Annotated in this window: 19 protein-coding genes and 1 pseudogene; 11 read left to right on the top strand and 9 right to left on the bottom strand. The window is 29.4% G+C overall.

What is annotated here, in order from left to right:
• Positions 1–203: 203 nt before the first annotated feature.
• The 3 genes from N5A56_RS10870 (at position 204) to N5A56_RS10880 (ending at position 4,398) form a co-directional block, all read left to right on the top strand.
• Positions 204–1,181: a pyruvate dehydrogenase complex E1 component subunit beta gene (locus tag N5A56_RS10870; protein WP_265725479.1), complete on the top strand. Its 978-nt coding sequence runs from the start codon at positions 204–206 to the stop codon at positions 1,179–1,181.
• A 177-nt stretch (positions 1,182–1,358) separates the two neighbouring features.
• Positions 1,359–1,892, top strand: a complete 534-nt coding sequence (locus N5A56_RS10875) for an inorganic diphosphatase (protein ID WP_265725480.1) — start codon at positions 1,359–1,361, stop codon at positions 1,890–1,892.
• Positions 1,893–2,013: 121 nt separating this feature from the next.
• Entirely contained in the window at positions 2,014–4,398 is a 2,385-nt protein-coding gene (locus N5A56_RS10880) for a sodium-translocating pyrophosphatase (RefSeq protein ID WP_274270396.1), read from the top strand.
• Between the two features lie 122 nt (positions 4,399–4,520).
• Here the strand turns inward: N5A56_RS10880 and N5A56_RS10885 are convergent.
• A pseudogene (locus tag N5A56_RS10885) lies at positions 4,521–4,658 on the bottom strand (allophanate hydrolase subunit 2 family protein); the annotation flags it as partial.
• Positions 4,659–4,772: 114 nt separating this feature from the next.
• Positions 4,773–4,952 carry a hypothetical protein gene (locus N5A56_RS10890; RefSeq protein WP_265725482.1) on the bottom strand — a complete coding sequence of 60 codons (180 nt, stop codon included), beginning with the start codon at positions 4,950–4,952 and terminating at the stop codon, positions 4,773–4,775.
• A 399-nt stretch (positions 4,953–5,351) separates the two neighbouring features.
• Here N5A56_RS10890 and N5A56_RS10895 point away from each other — a divergent pair, with 399 nt between their 5' ends.
• Both N5A56_RS10895 and N5A56_RS10900 read left to right on the top strand, forming a co-directional pair.
• Complete coding sequence (locus N5A56_RS10895; RefSeq protein ID WP_274270397.1) at positions 5,352–5,894, top strand: metallophosphoesterase; 543 nt, start codon at positions 5,352–5,354, stop codon at positions 5,892–5,894.
• Between the two features lie 182 nt (positions 5,895–6,076).
• Entirely contained in the window at positions 6,077–6,997 is a 921-nt protein-coding gene (locus N5A56_RS10900; RefSeq protein WP_274270398.1) for a 5'-nucleotidase C-terminal domain-containing protein, read from the top strand.
• 84 nt (positions 6,998–7,081) lie between these two features.
• Here the strand turns inward: N5A56_RS10900 and pckA are convergent, their stop codons facing one another.
• Both pckA and N5A56_RS10910 read right to left on the bottom strand, forming a co-directional pair.
• Positions 7,082–8,692, bottom strand: a complete 1,611-nt coding sequence (pckA, locus tag N5A56_RS10905; protein WP_265726134.1) for a phosphoenolpyruvate carboxykinase (ATP) — start codon at positions 8,690–8,692, stop codon at positions 7,082–7,084.
• Between the two features lie 86 nt (positions 8,693–8,778).
• Positions 8,779–9,159 (bottom strand): DUF423 domain-containing protein, encoded by a 381-nt coding sequence (locus N5A56_RS10910; protein WP_265725484.1) that lies wholly within the window; start codon positions 9,157–9,159, stop codon positions 8,779–8,781.
• Between the two features lie 71 nt (positions 9,160–9,230).
• On the opposite strand from N5A56_RS10910, the gene N5A56_RS10915 reads away from it, so the two are divergent.
• Positions 9,231–10,601, top strand: a complete 1,371-nt coding sequence (locus N5A56_RS10915) for a saccharopine dehydrogenase family protein (RefSeq protein WP_265725485.1) — start codon at positions 9,231–9,233, stop codon at positions 10,599–10,601.
• On the opposite strand, the gene N5A56_RS10920 is transcribed toward N5A56_RS10915, so the two are convergent.
• Positions 10,602–11,321, bottom strand: coding sequence for a tRNA1(Val) (adenine(37)-N6)-methyltransferase (locus N5A56_RS10920; RefSeq protein WP_265725486.1), 720 nt, complete (start codon positions 11,319–11,321; stop codon positions 10,602–10,604). It abuts the gene before it with no gap.
• Between the two features lie 65 nt (positions 11,322–11,386).
• Between N5A56_RS10920 and N5A56_RS10925 the strand changes: the two genes are divergently transcribed.
• Positions 11,387–11,800: a hypothetical protein gene (locus N5A56_RS10925; RefSeq protein WP_265725487.1), complete on the top strand. Its 414-nt coding sequence runs from the start codon at positions 11,387–11,389 to the stop codon at positions 11,798–11,800.
• 110 nt (positions 11,801–11,910) lie between these two features.
• Here N5A56_RS10925 and N5A56_RS10930 read toward each other — a convergent pair whose 3' ends face one another.
• Positions 11,911–12,108, bottom strand: coding sequence for a hypothetical protein (locus N5A56_RS10930; protein ID WP_265725488.1), 198 nt, complete (start codon positions 12,106–12,108; stop codon positions 11,911–11,913).
• A 219-nt stretch (positions 12,109–12,327) separates the two neighbouring features.
• Here N5A56_RS10930 and N5A56_RS10935 point away from each other — a divergent pair, with 219 nt between their 5' ends.
• The 4 genes from N5A56_RS10935 to N5A56_RS10950 are packed head-to-tail and all read left to right on the top strand — an operon-like array spanning position 12,328 to position 13,930.
• Positions 12,328–13,083, top strand: a complete 756-nt coding sequence (locus N5A56_RS10935; protein WP_265725489.1) for a hypothetical protein — start codon at positions 12,328–12,330, stop codon at positions 13,081–13,083.
• Positions 13,084–13,085: 2 nt separating this feature from the next.
• Entirely contained in the window at positions 13,086–13,508 is a 423-nt protein-coding gene (locus N5A56_RS10940; protein WP_265725490.1) for a DUF5675 family protein, read from the top strand.
• The gene (locus tag N5A56_RS10945) at positions 13,486–13,731 is read left to right on the top strand and encodes a hypothetical protein (protein WP_265725491.1); all 246 of its coding nucleotides are present in this window, start codon (positions 13,486–13,488) and stop codon (positions 13,729–13,731) included. Before N5A56_RS10940 ends, N5A56_RS10945 begins: the two co-directional genes overlap by 23 nt.
• Position 13,732: 1 nt before the next feature.
• Positions 13,733–13,930, top strand: a complete 198-nt coding sequence (locus N5A56_RS10950; protein ID WP_265725492.1) for a hypothetical protein — start codon at positions 13,733–13,735, stop codon at positions 13,928–13,930.
• Positions 13,931–14,880: 950 nt separating this feature from the next.
• Here N5A56_RS10950 and N5A56_RS10955 read toward each other — a convergent pair.
• The 3 genes from N5A56_RS10955 to N5A56_RS10965 are packed head-to-tail and all read right to left on the bottom strand — an operon-like array spanning position 14,881 to position 17,719.
• Complete coding sequence (locus tag N5A56_RS10955) at positions 14,881–15,915, bottom strand: RES family NAD+ phosphorylase (protein WP_274270399.1); 1,035 nt, start codon at positions 15,913–15,915, stop codon at positions 14,881–14,883.
• A gap of 2 nt (positions 15,916–15,917) precedes the next feature.
• Positions 15,918–16,856: a sce7725 family protein gene (locus N5A56_RS10960; RefSeq protein WP_274270400.1), complete on the bottom strand. Its 939-nt coding sequence runs from the start codon at positions 16,854–16,856 to the stop codon at positions 15,918–15,920.
• Entirely contained in the window at positions 16,817–17,719 is a 903-nt protein-coding gene (locus tag N5A56_RS10965) for a sce7726 family protein (protein WP_274270401.1), read from the bottom strand. Before N5A56_RS10965 ends, N5A56_RS10960 begins: the two co-directional genes overlap by 40 nt.
• Positions 17,720–17,764: the final 45 nt, after the last annotated feature.

Genomic DNA, 17,764 nt, shown 5'->3' on the forward strand with positions numbered 1-17,764 from the left:
ATCATTTTTTCTGGTACGAAATTACGTCTTTTTTTAAAAAATACTATGCATGCATAGTATTTTTTTGATTTATTATCATATTCCGAAATCGATTGAGTGTTTTTTATCATATTTTCAATGATATTCTAAAAGTGAAGCAAAAAAAATGATAATTAATTCCTTACTTTTGCGGATAAGGATAAACAACTAGAATTTAAGAATACATGAAAACAGTTCAATTCAGAGAAGCTATTTGCGAAGCAATGAGCGAAGAGATGCGTAGAGATGAAAGCATTTATTTAATGGGTGAAGAAGTTGCTGAGTACAATGGCGCTTACAAAGCTAGTAAAGGAATGTTAGACGAATTCGGTGAGAAAAGGGTTATAGACACCCCAATTGCTGAACTTGGTTTTGCAGGTATTGCTATTGGTTCTGCTATGAATGGTAATAGACCTATTGTAGAGTATATGACTTTTAACTTCTCTTTAGTTGGTATTGATCAAATTATAAATAACGCTGCCAAAATAAGACAAATGTCTGGAGGCCAATTTAATTGTCCAATCGTTTTTAGAGGACCAACAGGTTCTGCGGGTCAGTTAGGTGCAACACATTCACAAGCTTTCGAAAATTGGTTTGCAAACACTCCTGGTTTAAAAGTTATTGTGCCATCTAACCCTTATGATGCAAAAGGATTATTAAAAGCTGCAATTAGAGATGATGATCCAGTTATTTTTATGGAGTCTGAGCAAATGTATGGTGATAAAATGGAAATTCCAGAAGGAGAATACATTATTCCTATTGGTGTTGCAGATATTAAAAGAGAAGGTACAGATGTAACTATTGTTTCTTTTGGTAAAATAATTAAAGAAGCTTACAAAGCTGCTGATGAATTAGCTAAAGAAAACATCTCTGTTGAAATTATTGATTTAAGAACTGTACGTCCTATGGATCATGCTGCTATTATTAATTCTGTTAAAAAAACAAATCGATTAGTTGTATTGGAAGAAGCATGGCCTTTTGGAAGTATTGCTACAGAAATTACATACAGAGTACAAGATCAAATATTCGATTATTTAGATGCACCTGTAAAAAGAATTACTACAGCAGATACTCCTGCTCCTTATTCTCCTGTCTTATTAGAAAAATGGATTCCTAATTCTAATGATGTTATTAAAGCTGTTAAAGAAGTTATGTACATATAATTTATAAAAGCATATTATAAAAAAGCCCTACTCAAAACAGAATAGGGCTTTTTTATTGAACCTAAAACACCTTTTTAAGCCGAAAACCATTCCGTAAATTATATGTTAAAACCTAACATAAATCTTAATTTATGTTTATTTTTGCACAGAATTTATAAATAGAAAGAAAGGACAATTATGACCAAAGAGGAAAAAAGTAAATTAACTTTTGACGTTTTAATAGAAATACCAAAAGGAAGTAGAAATAAATACGAATACGATTTTACATTACATAAGATACGTTTTGATAGAATGTTATTTTCATCTATGATGTATCCTGGAGATTATGGTTTTATTCCAGAGACATTAGCTTTGGATTCAGATCCATTAGATATTTTAGTTTTAGGCCACCAACCAACTTACCCAATGGTTGTTATGGAAGTTAGACCAATCGGAGTTTTTTACATGACAGATGAAAAAGGACCAGATGAGAAAATAATATGTGTGCCAGTTTCAGACCCTATATGGAATAACAAAACTAATATTACAGACATTAACCCACATAGACTTAAAGAAATTGAGCATTTCTTTAAAGTATATAAAGATTTAGAAAAGAAAAAAGTAGATACAGGAGGTTGGGGAGACGCTACAGCTGCAATAAATATATATCATGAATGTGTAAAACGTTATGATGAAAGTGAACACAAAAAGAAGAGAACTTTCACTATATAATTACAACATCATTAATATAATGTTAAAAAATTGAACCATCTTTAATTAAAGGTGGTTTTTTTATCACTTTGATTTTATTACATTTACGGCCGTTTTAAACTAATCAAATTAAATATTATATATGGAATCAATGATGATTTACATGCCTATTATTATGGCAGTAATTGGCTTAATCTACATGGTAGTAAAGCAAAAATGGGTAATGAAACAAGATGCAGGTGATGGTAAAATGAAAGAAATTTCTGACCACATCTATGAAGGTGCTTTAGCTTTTTTAAATGCTGAATATAAATTACTAGCAATTTTTGTTGTAATAGTAAGTATCTTATTAACAATAGTTTCTTTTGTAGTTCCAACTACTCATATTCTTATTGTTGTAGCTTTTATATGTGGCGCTGTATTCTCTGCTTTTGCAGGAAACATAGGAATGAAAATTGCTACTAAAACCAATGTAAGAACTACTCAAGCAGCTCGTACTAGCTTACCGAATGCTCTAAAGGTATCTTTTGGTGGTGGAACAGTAATGGGACTTGGTGTCGCCGGATTAGCAGTATTGGGCTTAACAGTATTTTTTATCATTTTTTATAATTACTTTATGGGAGGTGCAGAAGGAGTTTTTTCTGTAGATAAAATGACTATTGTTTTAGAAACCTTAGCTGGTTTTTCTTTAGGAGCAGAATCTATTGCATTATTTGCTAGAGTTGGCGGAGGAATCTACACTAAAGCTGCTGATGTTGGAGCAGATTTAGTTGGTAAAGTAGAAGCAGGTATACCAGAAGACGATCCAAGAAACCCTGCTACAATTGCAGATAATGTTGGTGACAACGTTGGTGATGTTGCCGGTATGGGAGCCGATTTATTTGGTTCTTACGTTGCTACAGTTTTAGCAGCTATGGTTCTAGGAAACTATGTTATAGAAGATATGGGTGGAAGCATTTCTGATGCTTTTGGTGGAATTGGACCAATCTTATTACCAATGGCAATTGCTGGTGCAGGAATCATCATTTCTATTATTGGAACAATGTTGGTGAAAATTAGCTCTAATGAGGCTAAAGAAGACCAAGTAATGGGTGCTTTAAATAAAGGAAACTGGACATCTATTGTTTTAGTTGGTCTTTCATGTTATGGTTTAGTAACCTGGATGTTACCAGAAACTATGAAAATGGAATTTTTTGGAGAAGGTTTACAAGAAATCTCTTCTATGAGAGTTTTTGCTGCTACATTAGTAGGTTTAGTTGTTGGTGCAGTAATTTCTTCAGTTACTGAATATTATACAGGATTAGGAAAATCTCCAATCTTAAAAATAGTTCAACAATCTTCTACTGGAGCAGGAACAAATATTATTGCTGGTTTAGCAACAGGTATGATTTCTACTTTCCCATCTGTATTATTATTTGCTGGTGCAATTTGGGCTTCTTATGCTTTTGCTGGTTTTTACGGAGTTGCTTTAGCTGCTTCTGCAATGATGGCTACTACTGCTATGCAGTTAGCTATTGATGCTTTTGGACCAATTTCTGATAATGCAGGTGGTATTGCAGAAATGAGTGAACAAGACCCAATAGTAAGAGAAAGAACAGATATTTTAGATTCTGTTGGTAATACAACTGCAGCAACCGGTAAAGGATTTGCTATTGCTTCAGCAGCATTAACATCATTAGCATTATTTGCTGCTTATGTAACTTTTACAGGAATTGACGGTATTAACATTTTTAAAGCACCCGTATTAGCAATGTTATTTGTTGGAGGAATGGTGCCTGTTGTATTTTCTGCATTAGCAATGAATGCAGTAGGAAAAGCTGCTATGGAAATGGTACAAGAAGTTAGACGCCAGTTTAGAGATATTCCAGGAATTATGGAAGGAACTGGAAAACCAGAATACGATAAATGTGTTGCAATTTCTACACAAGCATCTTTAAAAGAAATGATGTTACCAGGTTTATTAACAATCGGATTTCCATTAATAATTGCATTTGTGCCAATGATTTTTGGAATGAATAATTTAGCAATTGCTGAAATGTTAGGTGGTTATATGGCTGGTGTTACTGTTTCTGGTGTACTTTGGGCAATCTTCCAAAACAACGCTGGTGGAGCTTGGGATAACGCAAAAAAATCTTTCGAAGCTGGTGTAGAAATCAACGGAGAAATGACTTATAAAGGTTCTGAAGCGCACAAAGCTGCTGTAACTGGAGATACCGTTGGAGATCCTTTTAAAGATACTTCTGGACCATCAATGAATATCTTAATTAAACTTACTTGCTTAATTGGTTTAGTAATAGCACCTATTTTAGGAGGTCATTCATTAAACGAATCACATAGCGAAGAAATTAAGAAAGAAGTAAAAGTTTTAATTAAAAAAACTTCTGGCGATCTAGCAATGGCAACAATTACTACTTCTAAAACTGAAAATGGTAAAACAATTACTGATATTCAGAAAATTGAAGGAACTATTGCTGACATTGAAAAAAAGCTAAAGAGGCTGGAGAAATTGTTTCTGTTGACATTATAAAGAAAGCTGATAAAATTATTAAAGAAGTAAAAGTTGAGGTTGAATCTAAACAATAATCAACTTAACTTTGAAACATAAAAAAAGCATCCTTATTAGGATGCTTTTTTTATGTTTTATATACTTTAAAAGTAAAATTCCCTTTTGTATTTTTTTTGAGAAATTTGATTGATTGACTTTTCTAACAACTGCAAAAACCTTGGATAACCAACAGTAACTTGGCAATCTCTCATTAATACAATTAATTTTCCAGAAGAAGTTAACATTTAAAACAAATTGAAATGAGAAACTCATCAATAAAACCAAGGTAATTAAGACTTTTTTTGAAATATATAAAAGACCAAAAGCAATAATCCCAATATTAATGCTCATAAAACTCAAAGAAAGATCACAGAAATTGTATTTAAATTCTCCAAAACAGTTTCTAATCCAAAAATTCCACCTCTAATATTTCCTGCTTGATATAAGCCGTTTACAATTACAATTGCAGATAAAATTAAAAATGGTAATAAACTGTTTAAAAAAAGGAATCTCAATTTCTTCTCTAATAACTTCATACAATCCTTTTTGAGAAATAACACCCAATCTTGCAGCTATTTCTTACAAAACAATAGTAGCTATTACTGACTAAAACATTACCAATAATAAATTGAAACCAAATTTTACACCCGCTAAAGCACTTAGAGTAACAGTTTCTAAGTTAATAAATGCGACTGCTACTAAAGTTCCTGTGCCAATATTTTGAAACCATTATTTTATCATGAAATATTATTTATTAATAAATATACTTCTAAAAATAAAGAACACATAGAATGAGTTATTTTCTTATACAAAAGAAGTAAACTGTTAAGCAGAAAAGTTAGGTATCAATTATAATTAACAACTATAGAGTTAATCAGTTTTTTGACAAAAAACTAAAAACGCTTTATATTTGCTATTCCAAAAATCTAGGATTTATGCTCTTTAAATCAAAATCTCATATAAAAATATATCTTTTTATATTTTTTTCTCAACTTACATTTTTCGCCCAAGAAACTATTGTCATTTTTGCAATTAATGACCCTCACAGTGAAATAGAAAATTTTTCAAAAATCAAGCCACTAATTGATGCTGAAAAAGCTAACAATCAAAAAGTGTATTTTGTAGCTGCTGGAGATTTATTTTCAGGGAATCCAATTGTAGATTATCATGAGAATAAAGGATATCCAATGATAGATATGCTTAACAAAACGGATTTAGACGTTAGTGTTATTGGTAATCATGAGTTTGATTATGGTCAAACAATACTAAATGAACGTTTAGCTCAAGCAAACTTTCCTTTTATTTGTGATAATATTTCTGGTGGAACTGGTGAATTAGGCGATGTAAAAGGAAGTACAATAATAACCAAAGATGGGTTTTCTATAGCATTTGTAGGTGTTGTAGAAACTGGAAGCCCAGGAGGTTATCCTTTAACACATCCAAAAAAATTGAAGGATTATCATTTACAGAAGGTTTAGACAGTTTTGAAGCTTATAAAAATCTTAAAACCACAGATGATGTAGATTTAATAGTCGCACTTACACATTATGGTGGTTCTAAAGACAATCAAATTCTTAACAATCATAGTTTTGTAGATTTAGTCATTGGTGGTCATACTAACCAAGAATATGGCACTTCATATGCTAATGGATACAAAGTAATGTCTGGTGGTAATTTAAATAAAATTTCAAAAACTACATTAACTGTAACAAATAAAAAAATAACAAATTTTGAATTTGAACTTATTAATTTAAATGACAATCGTCTGACTGTTGATGATAATTTATCTAATACTATTAGTAACTATTATAATAATCCTGAATTTTACACAAAAATAGGCTCTTCTTTATCTAGTTTATCAAAAACCTCTACAGGATGTTTTTATACAGATGCACTTCAAGTAATTTCTGGTTCTGATATGGTTGTTCAAAATTTCGGAGGAATTAGAGATATAATATATAAAGGCGATTTAACTCCATTTTCTATTTATTCAATAGATCCTTTTGGTAATGGTTTCGATACATTTACAATGAGCGTAACAGAGTTTAGAAACTTTTTAAACCAATATTCAAGTAGTTATACTTATTCTTTAGACTCAAGTTTTGTAATTAGAAAAGATGAAAATAATGAGTATATTTTTTATAAAAATGGAATATTACTTGAAAACTCTGACCAAGTTACACTTAGTCTTAATGATTATATTAGTAATGTATTTCCCAACTTGTTTCCTAAACCTCCTAGCTACACATTTCCATTAACAACAGCAAATTATATAATCGAGTATTTATCTGATTATATTTCAACACCAATTGATTATGCAAATTGTAATCAAGGAAATAGCACTTTAAATGTAAATGATATTTTTCATAAACCTATTATTAAAATATATTCAACTTATATAGAAATTAACTCAGAAGAGAATCATTTTAGCTCTGAAATTTATAACATTACCGGACAACTAATTTATAAGTCTGTTAATTCTAATAAAATTGATATTGAATTTCTGACAAGAGGGGTCTATCTTTTTAAATTGAATTATGAAAATAACACTCAATTTAAAATTCAAAAATTTATCAAATAATTAAAAAAGGATTAGATCTTTCTAAAAATAAAAAAACACCTCAAAATAGAGGTGTTTTCAAAAAATTTAATAACGAATCTATAATTAATCTGCAAAACGTTGAGGACCACCTCTACGAATATCTTCATTAGCAACTTCTTCAAACTGAGTGAAATTATTTCTAAATGCGTTTGATAATTTAAACGCTGTTTTATAATATTCCTCATCATTATTCCAAGTTGCTCTCGGACTTAACAATTCTGTTGGAACACCAGGACAAGATCTTGGTTGTGCGACTCCAAAAACAGAATGAATATGATAGTCTTCATATCTATAACTTCCTAAATCGCCATTTAAAACAGCAGAAATCATAGCTCTAGTATATTTTAAAGGCATTCTTCTACCAACTCCGTATTGACCACCAGACCAACCCGTGTTAATTAACCATACGTTTACACCTGCTTCTTTCATCTTCTTACTTAACATTTCTGCATATTTTGTAGGATGCAAAGGCATAAAAGGTGCACCAAAACAAGCTGAAAAACTTGGTGTTGGTTCTTTAATTCCTGCTTCTGTACCAGCTACTTTTGCTGTATAACCAGAAATAAAATGATAAGCAGCTTGATTTGGAGTTAATTTAGATATTGGAGGTAAAACACCAAAAGCATCTGCAGTTAAAAAGAAGATATTCTTCGGATTTTCTCCAATTGATGGTTCTTTTATATTATCTATATGATAAATAGGATAACTAACTCTTGTGTTCTGAGTTATTGAAGTATCTGCAAAATCAATAGCTCCTTTATCGTCCATTACCACATTTTCTAATATTGCGCCTTTTTTAATTGCACCGAAAATTTCTGGTTCTTGTTCTTGCGATAAATTAATCACTTTTGCATAACAACCACCTTCAAAGTTAAAAACAGTATTTTCTGCTGTCCAACCATGTTCATCATCACCAATTAAACTTCTATCTGGATCTGTAGAAAGTGTTGTTTTTCCCGTACCAGATAATCCGAAGAAAATTGCAGTATCACCATCTTTACCAACATTTGCAGAACAATGCATTGGTAATGTATTTTTATAAACTGGAAGTATAAAGTTTAACGCAGAAAAAATTCCTTTTTTAATTTCACCTGTATAACCTGTACCACCAATTAAAGCGATTTTCTTGGTGAAATTTAAAATTGCAAAATTATGCTGACGAGTTCCATCTAATTCTGGATCTGCCATAAAACCTGGTGCATTAATTACTGTCCATTCTGGAGAAAAACCTTTCAATTCTTCTTCTGTTGGTCGTAAAAACATATTGTAAGCAAACATATTGCTCCAAGGATATTCGTTTACAACTCTAATATTTAATTTGTAATTTTCATCTGCACACGCATAAGAATCTCTAACAAAAATTTCTTTTTCTGAAAGATAATCTGTTACTTTATTATAAAGTGCATCAAATTTAGTTGCGTCGAATGGAAGATTTATATCGCTCCACCAAACTTCATCTTTTGTAATATCATCTTTTACAATAAATCTGTCTTTTGGCGAACGACCAGTAAACTCACCAGTATTAACAGCTATTGCTCCTAAAGATGATTCGACTCCTTGTTCTTTTTTTAACGTCTCCCCATGTAAGTCACTAGAACTTAACTGATAACGAACCGTTGCATTTTTGATTCCTAGACTATTTAACGAAATCGATTTCGTATTTGTATCTACCATATCAATATTTTTTGTTTTTTTAGTATTTGACAAAATTAAACAATATTTTAAGATAAGGTAATTTTTGAGTAAAAATTATTATAATTTTACTTCTTCACTCGTTTCTTTGCGAATATTACAATCATTGAAAACCAACCAACTATAAAAAACAAACCTCCTAAAGGTGTAATAAACCAAATAGATTTTGCAGTTAAATTTGTAAGCTGAATAACATAGATTGAGCCTGAGAAAAATAGAATTCCAACAAAAAACAAGTAACTTATTGTATTTTTTTGTTTTACAGAAAAGCCTTCAAAAATATTCACAAATAAAAGAACAATAACATGATACATTTGATATCTAATTGCAGTATCATAACTTAATAACTGACCTGAAGTTAATATATCTTTCAAAGCATGTGCGCCAAAAGCTCCTAATATTACTGCGGACAATCCTAAAAAACAAGTAATTATTAAATTTTTAAACATTTTAAGCTGTTTTTGTTAAATTTTAAACAAATATAGTATCTTCGTTTATACAAAAATACATCTTTCTTTTTATGAAAAACATTCTGATAATTGGCGCAGGAAAATCAAGTTCATCTTTAATTCAATATTTATTAAATAAATCTGAAGCAGAAAACCTTTTCTTAACAATTGCTGATATTTCAACTGAAAACGCATTAAAACTAATTAATAATCATAAAAATGCTAGTGCTATAACATTAGATGTATTTAATGAAAAAGAAAGAGAACAAGAAATACTTAAAAATGATATTGTTATTTCTATGCTTCCTGCTCGCTTTCATACAGAAGTAGCAAAAGACTGTGTTAAACTAGAAAAGCATATGGTTACAGCATCATATATTTCAGAAGAAATGAAATTACTTGATAAAGCTGTTAAAGAAAAAGGGCTAATTTTCATGAATGAAATTGGTTTAGACCCTGGCTTAGACCATATGAGTGCAATGCAAGTTCTAGATAGAATTAGAGATAAGAATGCCAAAATGTTACTTTTTGAATCTTTTTGTGGTGGATTAGTTGCTCCAGAAAGTGACAATAACTTATGGAATTATAAATTTACTTGGAATCCAAGAAATGTTGTTTTAGCAGGTCAAGGTGGTGCTGCAATGTTTATACAAGAAGGTACTTACAAATACATACCATATCATAAATTATTTAGAAGAACAGAATTTTTAAACATAGCTGGCAGTGGACAATTTGAAGCGTATGCTAATAGAGACTCTTTAAAATATAGGAATGTATACGGGCTTAATAATATACCAACAATGTACAGAGGAACTATTAGAAAAATGGGATTCTCTAGAGCCTGGAACATTTTTATTCAGCTTGGTATGACCGATGATTCTTATACTATAGAAGATTCAGAAAATATGAGTTATCGTGATTTTGTGAATTTATTTTTAGCATATTCTCCCTCAGATTCTGTTGAATTGAAACTACGTTCTTATTTAAAAATAGATCAAGATGATTTAATGTGGGCTAAACTAGTAGAGTTAGACTTATTTAATCCTAAGAAAAAAATAGGGTTAACAAACGCTACTCCAGCAAAAATATTACAGAAAATTCTAGAAGATTCTTGGACATTACAAGAAGAAGATAAAGATATGATTGTAATGCAACACTTATTTGGTTACGAATTAAATGGAGAAAAAAGACAAATAGAAAGTAGCTTAGTTGTAGAAGGAGAAAATCAGACTTACACTGCAATGGCTAAAACAGTAGGATTACCAGTTGCAATTGCAGCATTAAAAATTTTGAAAGGAGAAATTACTACTCCTGGTGTTCAGCTACCAATAACTAAAGAAGTATATGAACCAATTTTAAAAGAATTAGAAAATTACGGAATCATTTTTAAAGATAAAGAAGTGCCATATTTAGGCTATAACCCTAATAACGTTGTTGGTTAATTACATTTTTAAATAAAAATCTTTTGTTAAGTTTATATAATCTTCTGTATATAGATGACGACCTTTTTCTATAATTAAATGCTCTTTTATAATCTCTTTTGAGTGAAAAGAAAACTCCAATAAACTCCTTTTTACATTAGAGGATAAATTTCCTTGAACATGACAACATCTATTTAAAATTAAATTATATTTTTTTGCATTTTCGATAAAATTAATTTCTTCTTTAAAAGGAATTATAACTGCAAATCTTCCATTTAAAGATAAAATTTTAGAAACCCCTTTTATTAAATTCTCAAAAGATAAAGAACTCGTAAATCGAGCTTTATTTCTACCTACACTATTACTCTCATATTCATCAGTGTAAAATGGAGGGTTAGAAACAATAAAATCATAGGTTTCTTCCTCCTCATTCATTTCCTCGGCAAATTCCTGAAAAGAAGCATTGTAACAATACAAACGATCTCCCCAATCTGACCTTTCAAAATTCTCTACAGTTTGTTCATAAGCATTATCATCTATCTCTACAGCATCTATTGTTAAAGCATCACATCTTTGAGCAATCATTAAAGAAATAACTCCAGTACCAGAACCAATATCTAAAATTGAATTTGGAAAATCTGCTAAAGAACACCAAGCACCTAACAAAACAGCATCTGTGCCTACTTTCATTGCTGTTTTACTTTGCTCAACAGAAAACTCTTTAAATTTGAAAGGTTTCATACTTTATTATAAATTAGTTAAAAGTAATTAATTGACTTTTAATATATTTGTTAAAAATATTGATTATGAAAAGATTAGCATTTCTTGTAGTTCTATTTTCATTTTTTTCTTGTTCTTCTGAAGTATCACTAACACCAGAAGAGATAAAAGAATTATCTACAAAAGATATAGAAATTATTTTTACCACTACAGAACCAAACTATGATGAAGTTATGATTACTTATTATGATTTTGACATTGGTACAGACGTTGCAAAAGCTTATGTTTTTAAATATGATGTAGATGATAATCCATTACCTATAAAAATAGTTTTTGACAATTACGAACACGATTTTCTAAGAGGTGAAGGTTTTAGAAATAATTTTAGTGATGCAGAATTAAAAGTTCAACTTTTTATTGATGAGGAATTAATTTTAGAGGAAACTAGCAAAGGAACTGCAAGTACATTTGCAAAAGTAGATTTTAATTATGATCTCTAAAAAATTATTTTGCAGAAAGGAAGGAACTAACAAAATTCTTATAAACCCTCTGTTTATCTATGTTTCAAAATATATGAATTTTTACTGACACCTAATTAGTCCCATAAAATTTAATCTCTAATATACTTATTTACTATATCTAATTGAATCCCAGAGTATTCAGAAAATTCATCTACAGTTATAAATTGATGAGGTTCTTTATCCAAAAAACTTTTTATATCACTTAAAAGCTTACGCCCATAACGCTCACTACGCCCTGTGATGCGTTGAATGTCTTTTGGGTATATGCAAGCTCTTTTTTGAATCATAATACTCTATCTATGCTTTAACCATACTTAAGCCATATCTATAATTATATGATGTATGGTAATAATGCGTTGTTAAAATGTTGACAACACGATAGTGTTATCAATATTTTAATGACGTTTTAGGTTGTTTCGGAATGTATGACCAAAAACGGAATTTGATTTTTTATCGACTGCCATAAAGTTACGTGATTTGATGTATTAATCAAAAAAAGTAAAATTATGGCAAAACAAACCGGAATTATTAAATTAAAAGGAACTATCGGAGGTATTTCTTTTTATAAAACTGCAGATGGACATCTTGCTCGTGAAAAAGGAGGTGTTGACAAAAACAGAATCCAGAATGATCCTGCGTTTCAAAGAACGCGTGAAAATGGTTCTGAATTTGGAAGAGCTGGAAAAGGAGGTAAAGTATTACGTAATGCAATTCGTGTGCTTTTGCAAAATGCAAAAGACAGAAGAGTTGTATCTCGTTTAACTAAAATTTTGGTTGCAATTATCAAAACCGATGTTATTAATGAAAGAGGTTTCAGAACTTTACAGCAAGGAAATTTAAACCTTTTAGAAGCGTTCGAATTTAACTTGAATGGAAAATTAGGTGCTACTTTATTTGCTCCATTTACGAAAGCATTTGATAGAGTTACTGGAGAAGCTACTATTGATTTAGTTGCTTTTTCTCCAACTGTTAGAATTGCAGCACCAGCTGGAACAACTCATTTTAAAGTTGTAATGGGTGCATCAGAATTGGATTTTGAAAATGAAACCTCAACTTTTGAAAATGATGAAACTGCAATTTTACCATTTACAGTTGCAAATACAGCTGCTATTGCATTATCTGCTTCAATTACTGCAAACTCAACTTTACCTGTTGTACAAGTTTTAGGAATAGAGTTTTATCAAGAGGTAAATGGACAAATGTATTCTTTAAAAAACGGTACATATAATGCACTTTCTATAACCATTATTGACAAACCATAAGTATGGAGTTGTTACTTCAAAGGGCTTATTTTAAAGAGGGTACTAATGGTACTCTCTTTTCTTCTGATAAATTTCTTTGCCATACAATTGAATTACCCTGGAATAATAACAAACGAAATATCTCTTGCATACCAGAAGGAGAATATCAAATTGTACCAAGATTTTCAAAACGATTTCAGCATCATTTGATTTTGAAAAATGTGAAAGGTAGAAGCTTTATTTTATTTCATCCAGCAAATGATGCTTTAAAAGATTTACAAGGCTGTATTGCACCTGTAACCTATTTAAATGGAATTGGTAGAGGTGTTTATTCCAGAAATGCAATGCAGAAATTACTATCATTAGTATATCAAGCTAAAGACCGAAAAGAAAAAATAATATTAACTATTAAATCACAGAATTATGAAAATTATAGAACGTTATAAAAAACCAACTCCGAAATTCTTTAGAATTTTAAGAAATATCGGTATTGCTTTGGCTACTGCAGGTGGAGCAATTATTGCAGCTCCTGTTGCAATACCAGCTACTATTGTAACCATTGCAACTTATATGACTGTTGCAGGAACTGTTGCAACAGCTGTAAGTCAAGCTGTAGTTTCTGATAAAAAAGAAAATTCAGTAGTAGATACAAATCAAAAAAATAATTGATATGAATTTTCAATTACCTCATCAAAATTTGAGTGCTGGTGTTTTAGGTGGTACATTTTTATCTGCAATTACTCATATTGGTTCAGAAGATATTATTACTACTATTGTTTTAGCTATTTTGGGGGCAATTGTAAGTTTTATTGCTTCTGTAATGATGAAACTTTTTGTAAAAACTATAAAAAAACAGCGTAAAAAGTAATTTTTAAAAAATCAGTATCGAGAAAAGGATATTTATATTTTAAATGTCCTTTTTTTAGTTTTTTACTTAACGAAATGAGACAAACAAAGAATTTTGATAAAGAAACTAAATGAATTTAGCAGAATTTTTGTGCAGGAGAATGAGATAAGGAAAAAATATCAACTAATATTATCGTTTTTAAAGATTGATAAACAGAGGTGGGTTTGAGCGTGGAGTTTATCAATCTTTAAAAATGTTAGCCCAATGGCGATTGAATGAAAATTATTAAAGACGAAGTACGTAGTGCGCTGGCAGAAGCGAAAATAAGTGTGTATTTTTTTATTTGTTCTGTACTATTTTTCTAATTGTTTTTGTAAAAAGTAAATGCCTCGATAAATGTATTTTTTTTAATAAGTTTCTACGTTTACAAATTGTTTTTAATATTGGATTAGCATTTACTTTTGTGAAAACAATATTATCCTATTTTCTTACAAATAAAAAAATATACTCTTATTGGCTTTTTCTTGATTTTATAGGTGCTTTAGAACTTCTTTTATAAACTTAAATTACATTAGTTTTATCAAAGTTAATTGCACACTACCAATAAGCACTTATAAAAACAACGCAACAAAGACTGAATGTTGTTAAAATAACTAAACTTTATTAGTAATTATGGATGTGAGCGTTGGAAGAGTGGCTATTTTACATAATGGCGTTATAGTGCCTGGAATTTATGGAAGAGCAGTATAACTGCGCATTATGTAACTTAGCTTTGAGAGTTTTGTGTTTTATGAAATAATATAAACGCGTTGCTTTTTAGAGTTGTGTAATGAGTTTGCGAATGGAACAAGCTCTAAAATGCAATAACCTATAGAATATTAAAACGCTAAACTTGCATTGGCGCGCGGAACAAACCAAAAGACAGAGATTTTTTGCTTTTGCAACAAACTGGATTTTGGTTTGTGGGGAATTTAACTATTATCAAGTAACTTATGATGTAGTTTTATATTTTCAATTTCATAAACTTTTGTAGCAATGCATTCTAATTTATCTGGATTGAAAATCGCTAAATTATAACCTTCAGCAAATAATGAACTCTGATATTCTACACCATCAAAACCTAATGATTTTATATATTCACAGATATATTGAGTGGGAATGTAATCCAATGTTTTATCCTTTTTTCTTATTGGAAGTGATAATTCTTTTTGTAAAGTATAAATAAAAGGTAAATATTCTATGTAACTCTTTATATCCTCTCTTTCAGACCAATAAATAGGATCTGTTTCAATATTTCTAAAACTAATAACTTTTAACTCTTTCTTTACTTCAAACTCACCAATTGTAACATAATCAAAGATGGTACTTCTTGTTTCATATAATGCAGTTTCTAAAGAGTTTGCTATATATAAATATGATATTCCTTTAGGATTTGCTCTACCAGCTGTAGCTAATTCTGGTTTAGGAGGATTACCCATATTATTTTTATCAAAACCTATTTTATCAGAAATTCTTGACCTGTAAAAAGTTTCATCAACATTAATATCTCTGATTAAACTACTTTGTATAATTGATTTAAAAATTTCAAAGTTTAAAGAATTACTCGCAAAATAACGGTTTGCGAATTTAATTTCTTTTTTAAAATCATTCCAAATATTGTGAATCTTTGTTTCTTCCTGAAGAATATTTGATGATACTTGATTTTCAAATAAATGATTGAAATCTTCGATTTCATCTATGAAAATAGATTTAAAAAGAAACTTATTATCAACAACTAAATCTGTTGTAAGGTTAAAGTTTTTTTTAATAGAAGCAGAAATATCAAGTTTAGATTTACTATCAATGTCATAAAGAGAAAATATATTTCTAAAATAATCTGCTAATTCTTTTGCTAAATAAATTGAAACATTATCAGATTTACAGAAGTCGCATTTACCTTTTTTATTATAAGAATCGATAATACTTTTTAGGTATATACTATTGAAACAATTTACACAACAATTCATAATTAAATCTTATCTATAATTAATTCGATATGATTCATTATTGATAGTTTTTTTAAGGTACCTAATCCAGGAAAGTGACCACGATTATGAAGGTCTTTATATATTTCTACTGCTTTGGTATTTATATTATTGTTTTCACACCAATTTACAAGTTTTTCAAGTGCTTCTGCGAATTTACCTCCTATATCAGATACATCACCATTTGAGTCAGATACAAAATGTTTTACCATTATTTTACCTGATGCATTAATGTAAGATAAATGCATTGCAACAGCTCTTGGTAAAAAACCTGAATCTGAATAGTTGTCACCAACTGTTAAAAAGTCAGAGAAACCAAAAAACCCTTCATCTTTATAAAAAATGTACTCTTCAGAAAAAGGACTTTCACCAACTTCAAGGTAATCTGCATTTCTTGGCATATCTCTAAAATAATCATCTAATGAAATTCTACTATCTTCAGAAAATAATCTATAATAACGCCTACTTGTATGACTAAAGTAAATAATATTGTAAACAACGTTTATGTTATTTTGAATTTCTGTGATGCTAACCTCTGATATTTCAGAATTATGAATTAAAGTGACACCCTTACAGTTTAATTCTAAATTATTTATACTTTCAATTAAAGCTGGAATTTGCTCTTCTATTTTTGAATCAATAATTATTGCAATTTGATAGTTGCTGTAATGTCCCAAAACTTCTTTAAGAAGTTCTATGATTTTATCCCTTTCACCAACTAAACCACCAACTTTAGGGTTAATAATAACACTAAAATTTACATTTTTTGTTGCTAAAGTTTTTAGCGCAGATTTTAATGTTGAAGAACCTTTGATTGGTTCAATTACAGGTGAGATTTTAGCAGGAAAATTTGGAAGTAATCCACATAATTCACGTAATGCGATTAATTCAAATTGTTTACCTCTGACATATGGGAAATACATAGCTTACTTTTTTTATAAAGAAAATCTTCTAATTCAATGAAATCTTTTTTTGAAAAATTTAAAGTGTAACAGATATGTTTTAATGAATCTGGGACTAAATCATCGTTAAATAATTCTGGATTAGAAATATTTCTAAATTTTAATTCTTTGATAACTAATTTTTGAAACTCTAAAATATCTACTTTTTTTGAAAGTTTAAAACACTCTCTAAAAATTAGTGTGTTAGGAACTACAGGAATTGCTCCAAAATGTTTTTTCAGTAAACTAATATATTCATTTTTTCTTAAACTCTTGAATAGTGTTTCGTGGGAAAATGAAAAATTTTGTTCTGCTTTTTTAATAGTTTTAAGCGCGTTTCTTTTTGTTAATTCAATTAAACCAATTTCTGTGTTATGAAACTTAACTAATAGATTAGGAATGTGTTTTGAATTTGAAACCACATAGATTTTATCAGCAAATTTTTTATAATCTGCTAATTGTTTATCCAATTTATCTAAACCATCTAATTCAGTTTTTATTTCATAAACACGAGCTACACCATTTAAAATAACAAAGTCTGCTATTGAATTACCAATTTTAAATTCTGATAGTGCTATTGAATTTTTTAAGCTATACTTTTTAAGAAGTTTTTGATTTAAAAGGATGTTTTTATAAATATATTCATTTTTGTAAGTACCTAAAAGTGATTTGTAAATAGCATTAATGACTTCAAAGTTAGTGGTAGAATCTGATATTTTAGTGTGTTTGTTAATACGATAAAATGTATCAAAATAATTCTTATCCTTTACTATTTTTTTAAAATTAGCAGGAGATAGAATTTGTGATAAATTCCTTAAACTTTCTATATTTTTAGCTACTTGCATTATTTTACAAAGTTAACAATTTACAAAATTTAAACTAAATGATTA

It is taken from the genome of Polaribacter ponticola (genome assembly GCF_026191475.2).
In the GTDB taxonomy this organism is placed as follows: Bacteria; Bacteroidota; Bacteroidia; order Flavobacteriales; family Flavobacteriaceae; genus Polaribacter; species Polaribacter ponticola.

Excerpts from the sequence above, each read along its gene's own strand:
- N5A56_RS10870 (WP_265725479.1), top strand. The coding sequence starts at position 204 with ATGAAAACAGTTCAATTCAGAGAAGCTATTTGCGAAGCAATGAGCGAA.
- N5A56_RS10875 (WP_265725480.1), top strand. The coding sequence starts at position 1,359 with ATGACCAAAGAGGAAAAAAGTAAATTAACTTTTGACGTTTTAATAGAA.
- N5A56_RS10880 (WP_274270396.1), top strand. The coding sequence starts at position 2,014 with ATGGAATCAATGATGATTTACATGCCTATTATTATGGCAGTAATTGGC.
- N5A56_RS10890 (WP_265725482.1), bottom strand. The coding sequence starts at position 4,952 with ATGAAGTTATTAGAGAAGAAATTGAGATTCCTTTTTTTAAACAGTTTA.
- N5A56_RS10895 (WP_274270397.1), top strand. The coding sequence starts at position 5,352 with ATGCTCTTTAAATCAAAATCTCATATAAAAATATATCTTTTTATATTT.
- N5A56_RS10900 (WP_274270398.1), top strand. The coding sequence starts at position 6,077 with ATGTCTGGTGGTAATTTAAATAAAATTTCAAAAACTACATTAACTGTA.
- pckA (WP_265726134.1), bottom strand. The coding sequence starts at position 8,692 with ATGGTAGATACAAATACGAAATCGATTTCGTTAAATAGTCTAGGAATC.
- N5A56_RS10910 (WP_265725484.1), bottom strand. The coding sequence starts at position 9,159 with ATGTTTAAAAATTTAATAATTACTTGTTTTTTAGGATTGTCCGCAGTA.
- N5A56_RS10915 (WP_265725485.1), top strand. The coding sequence starts at position 9,231 with ATGAAAAACATTCTGATAATTGGCGCAGGAAAATCAAGTTCATCTTTA.
- N5A56_RS10920 (WP_265725486.1), bottom strand. The coding sequence starts at position 11,321 with ATGAAACCTTTCAAATTTAAAGAGTTTTCTGTTGAGCAAAGTAAAACA.
- N5A56_RS10925 (WP_265725487.1), top strand. The coding sequence starts at position 11,387 with ATGAAAAGATTAGCATTTCTTGTAGTTCTATTTTCATTTTTTTCTTGT.
- N5A56_RS10930 (WP_265725488.1), bottom strand. The coding sequence starts at position 12,108 with ATGATTCAAAAAAGAGCTTGCATATACCCAAAAGACATTCAACGCATC.
- N5A56_RS10935 (WP_265725489.1), top strand. The coding sequence starts at position 12,328 with ATGGCAAAACAAACCGGAATTATTAAATTAAAAGGAACTATCGGAGGT.
- N5A56_RS10940 (WP_265725490.1), top strand. The coding sequence starts at position 13,086 with ATGGAGTTGTTACTTCAAAGGGCTTATTTTAAAGAGGGTACTAATGGT.
- N5A56_RS10945 (WP_265725491.1), top strand. The coding sequence starts at position 13,486 with ATGAAAATTATAGAACGTTATAAAAAACCAACTCCGAAATTCTTTAGA.
- N5A56_RS10950 (WP_265725492.1), top strand. The coding sequence starts at position 13,733 with ATGAATTTTCAATTACCTCATCAAAATTTGAGTGCTGGTGTTTTAGGT.
- N5A56_RS10955 (WP_274270399.1), bottom strand. The coding sequence starts at position 15,915 with ATGAATTGTTGTGTAAATTGTTTCAATAGTATATACCTAAAAAGTATT.
- N5A56_RS10960 (WP_274270400.1), bottom strand. The coding sequence starts at position 16,856 with ATGTATTTCCCATATGTCAGAGGTAAACAATTTGAATTAATCGCATTA.
- N5A56_RS10965 (WP_274270401.1), bottom strand. The coding sequence starts at position 17,719 with ATGCAAGTAGCTAAAAATATAGAAAGTTTAAGGAATTTATCACAAATT.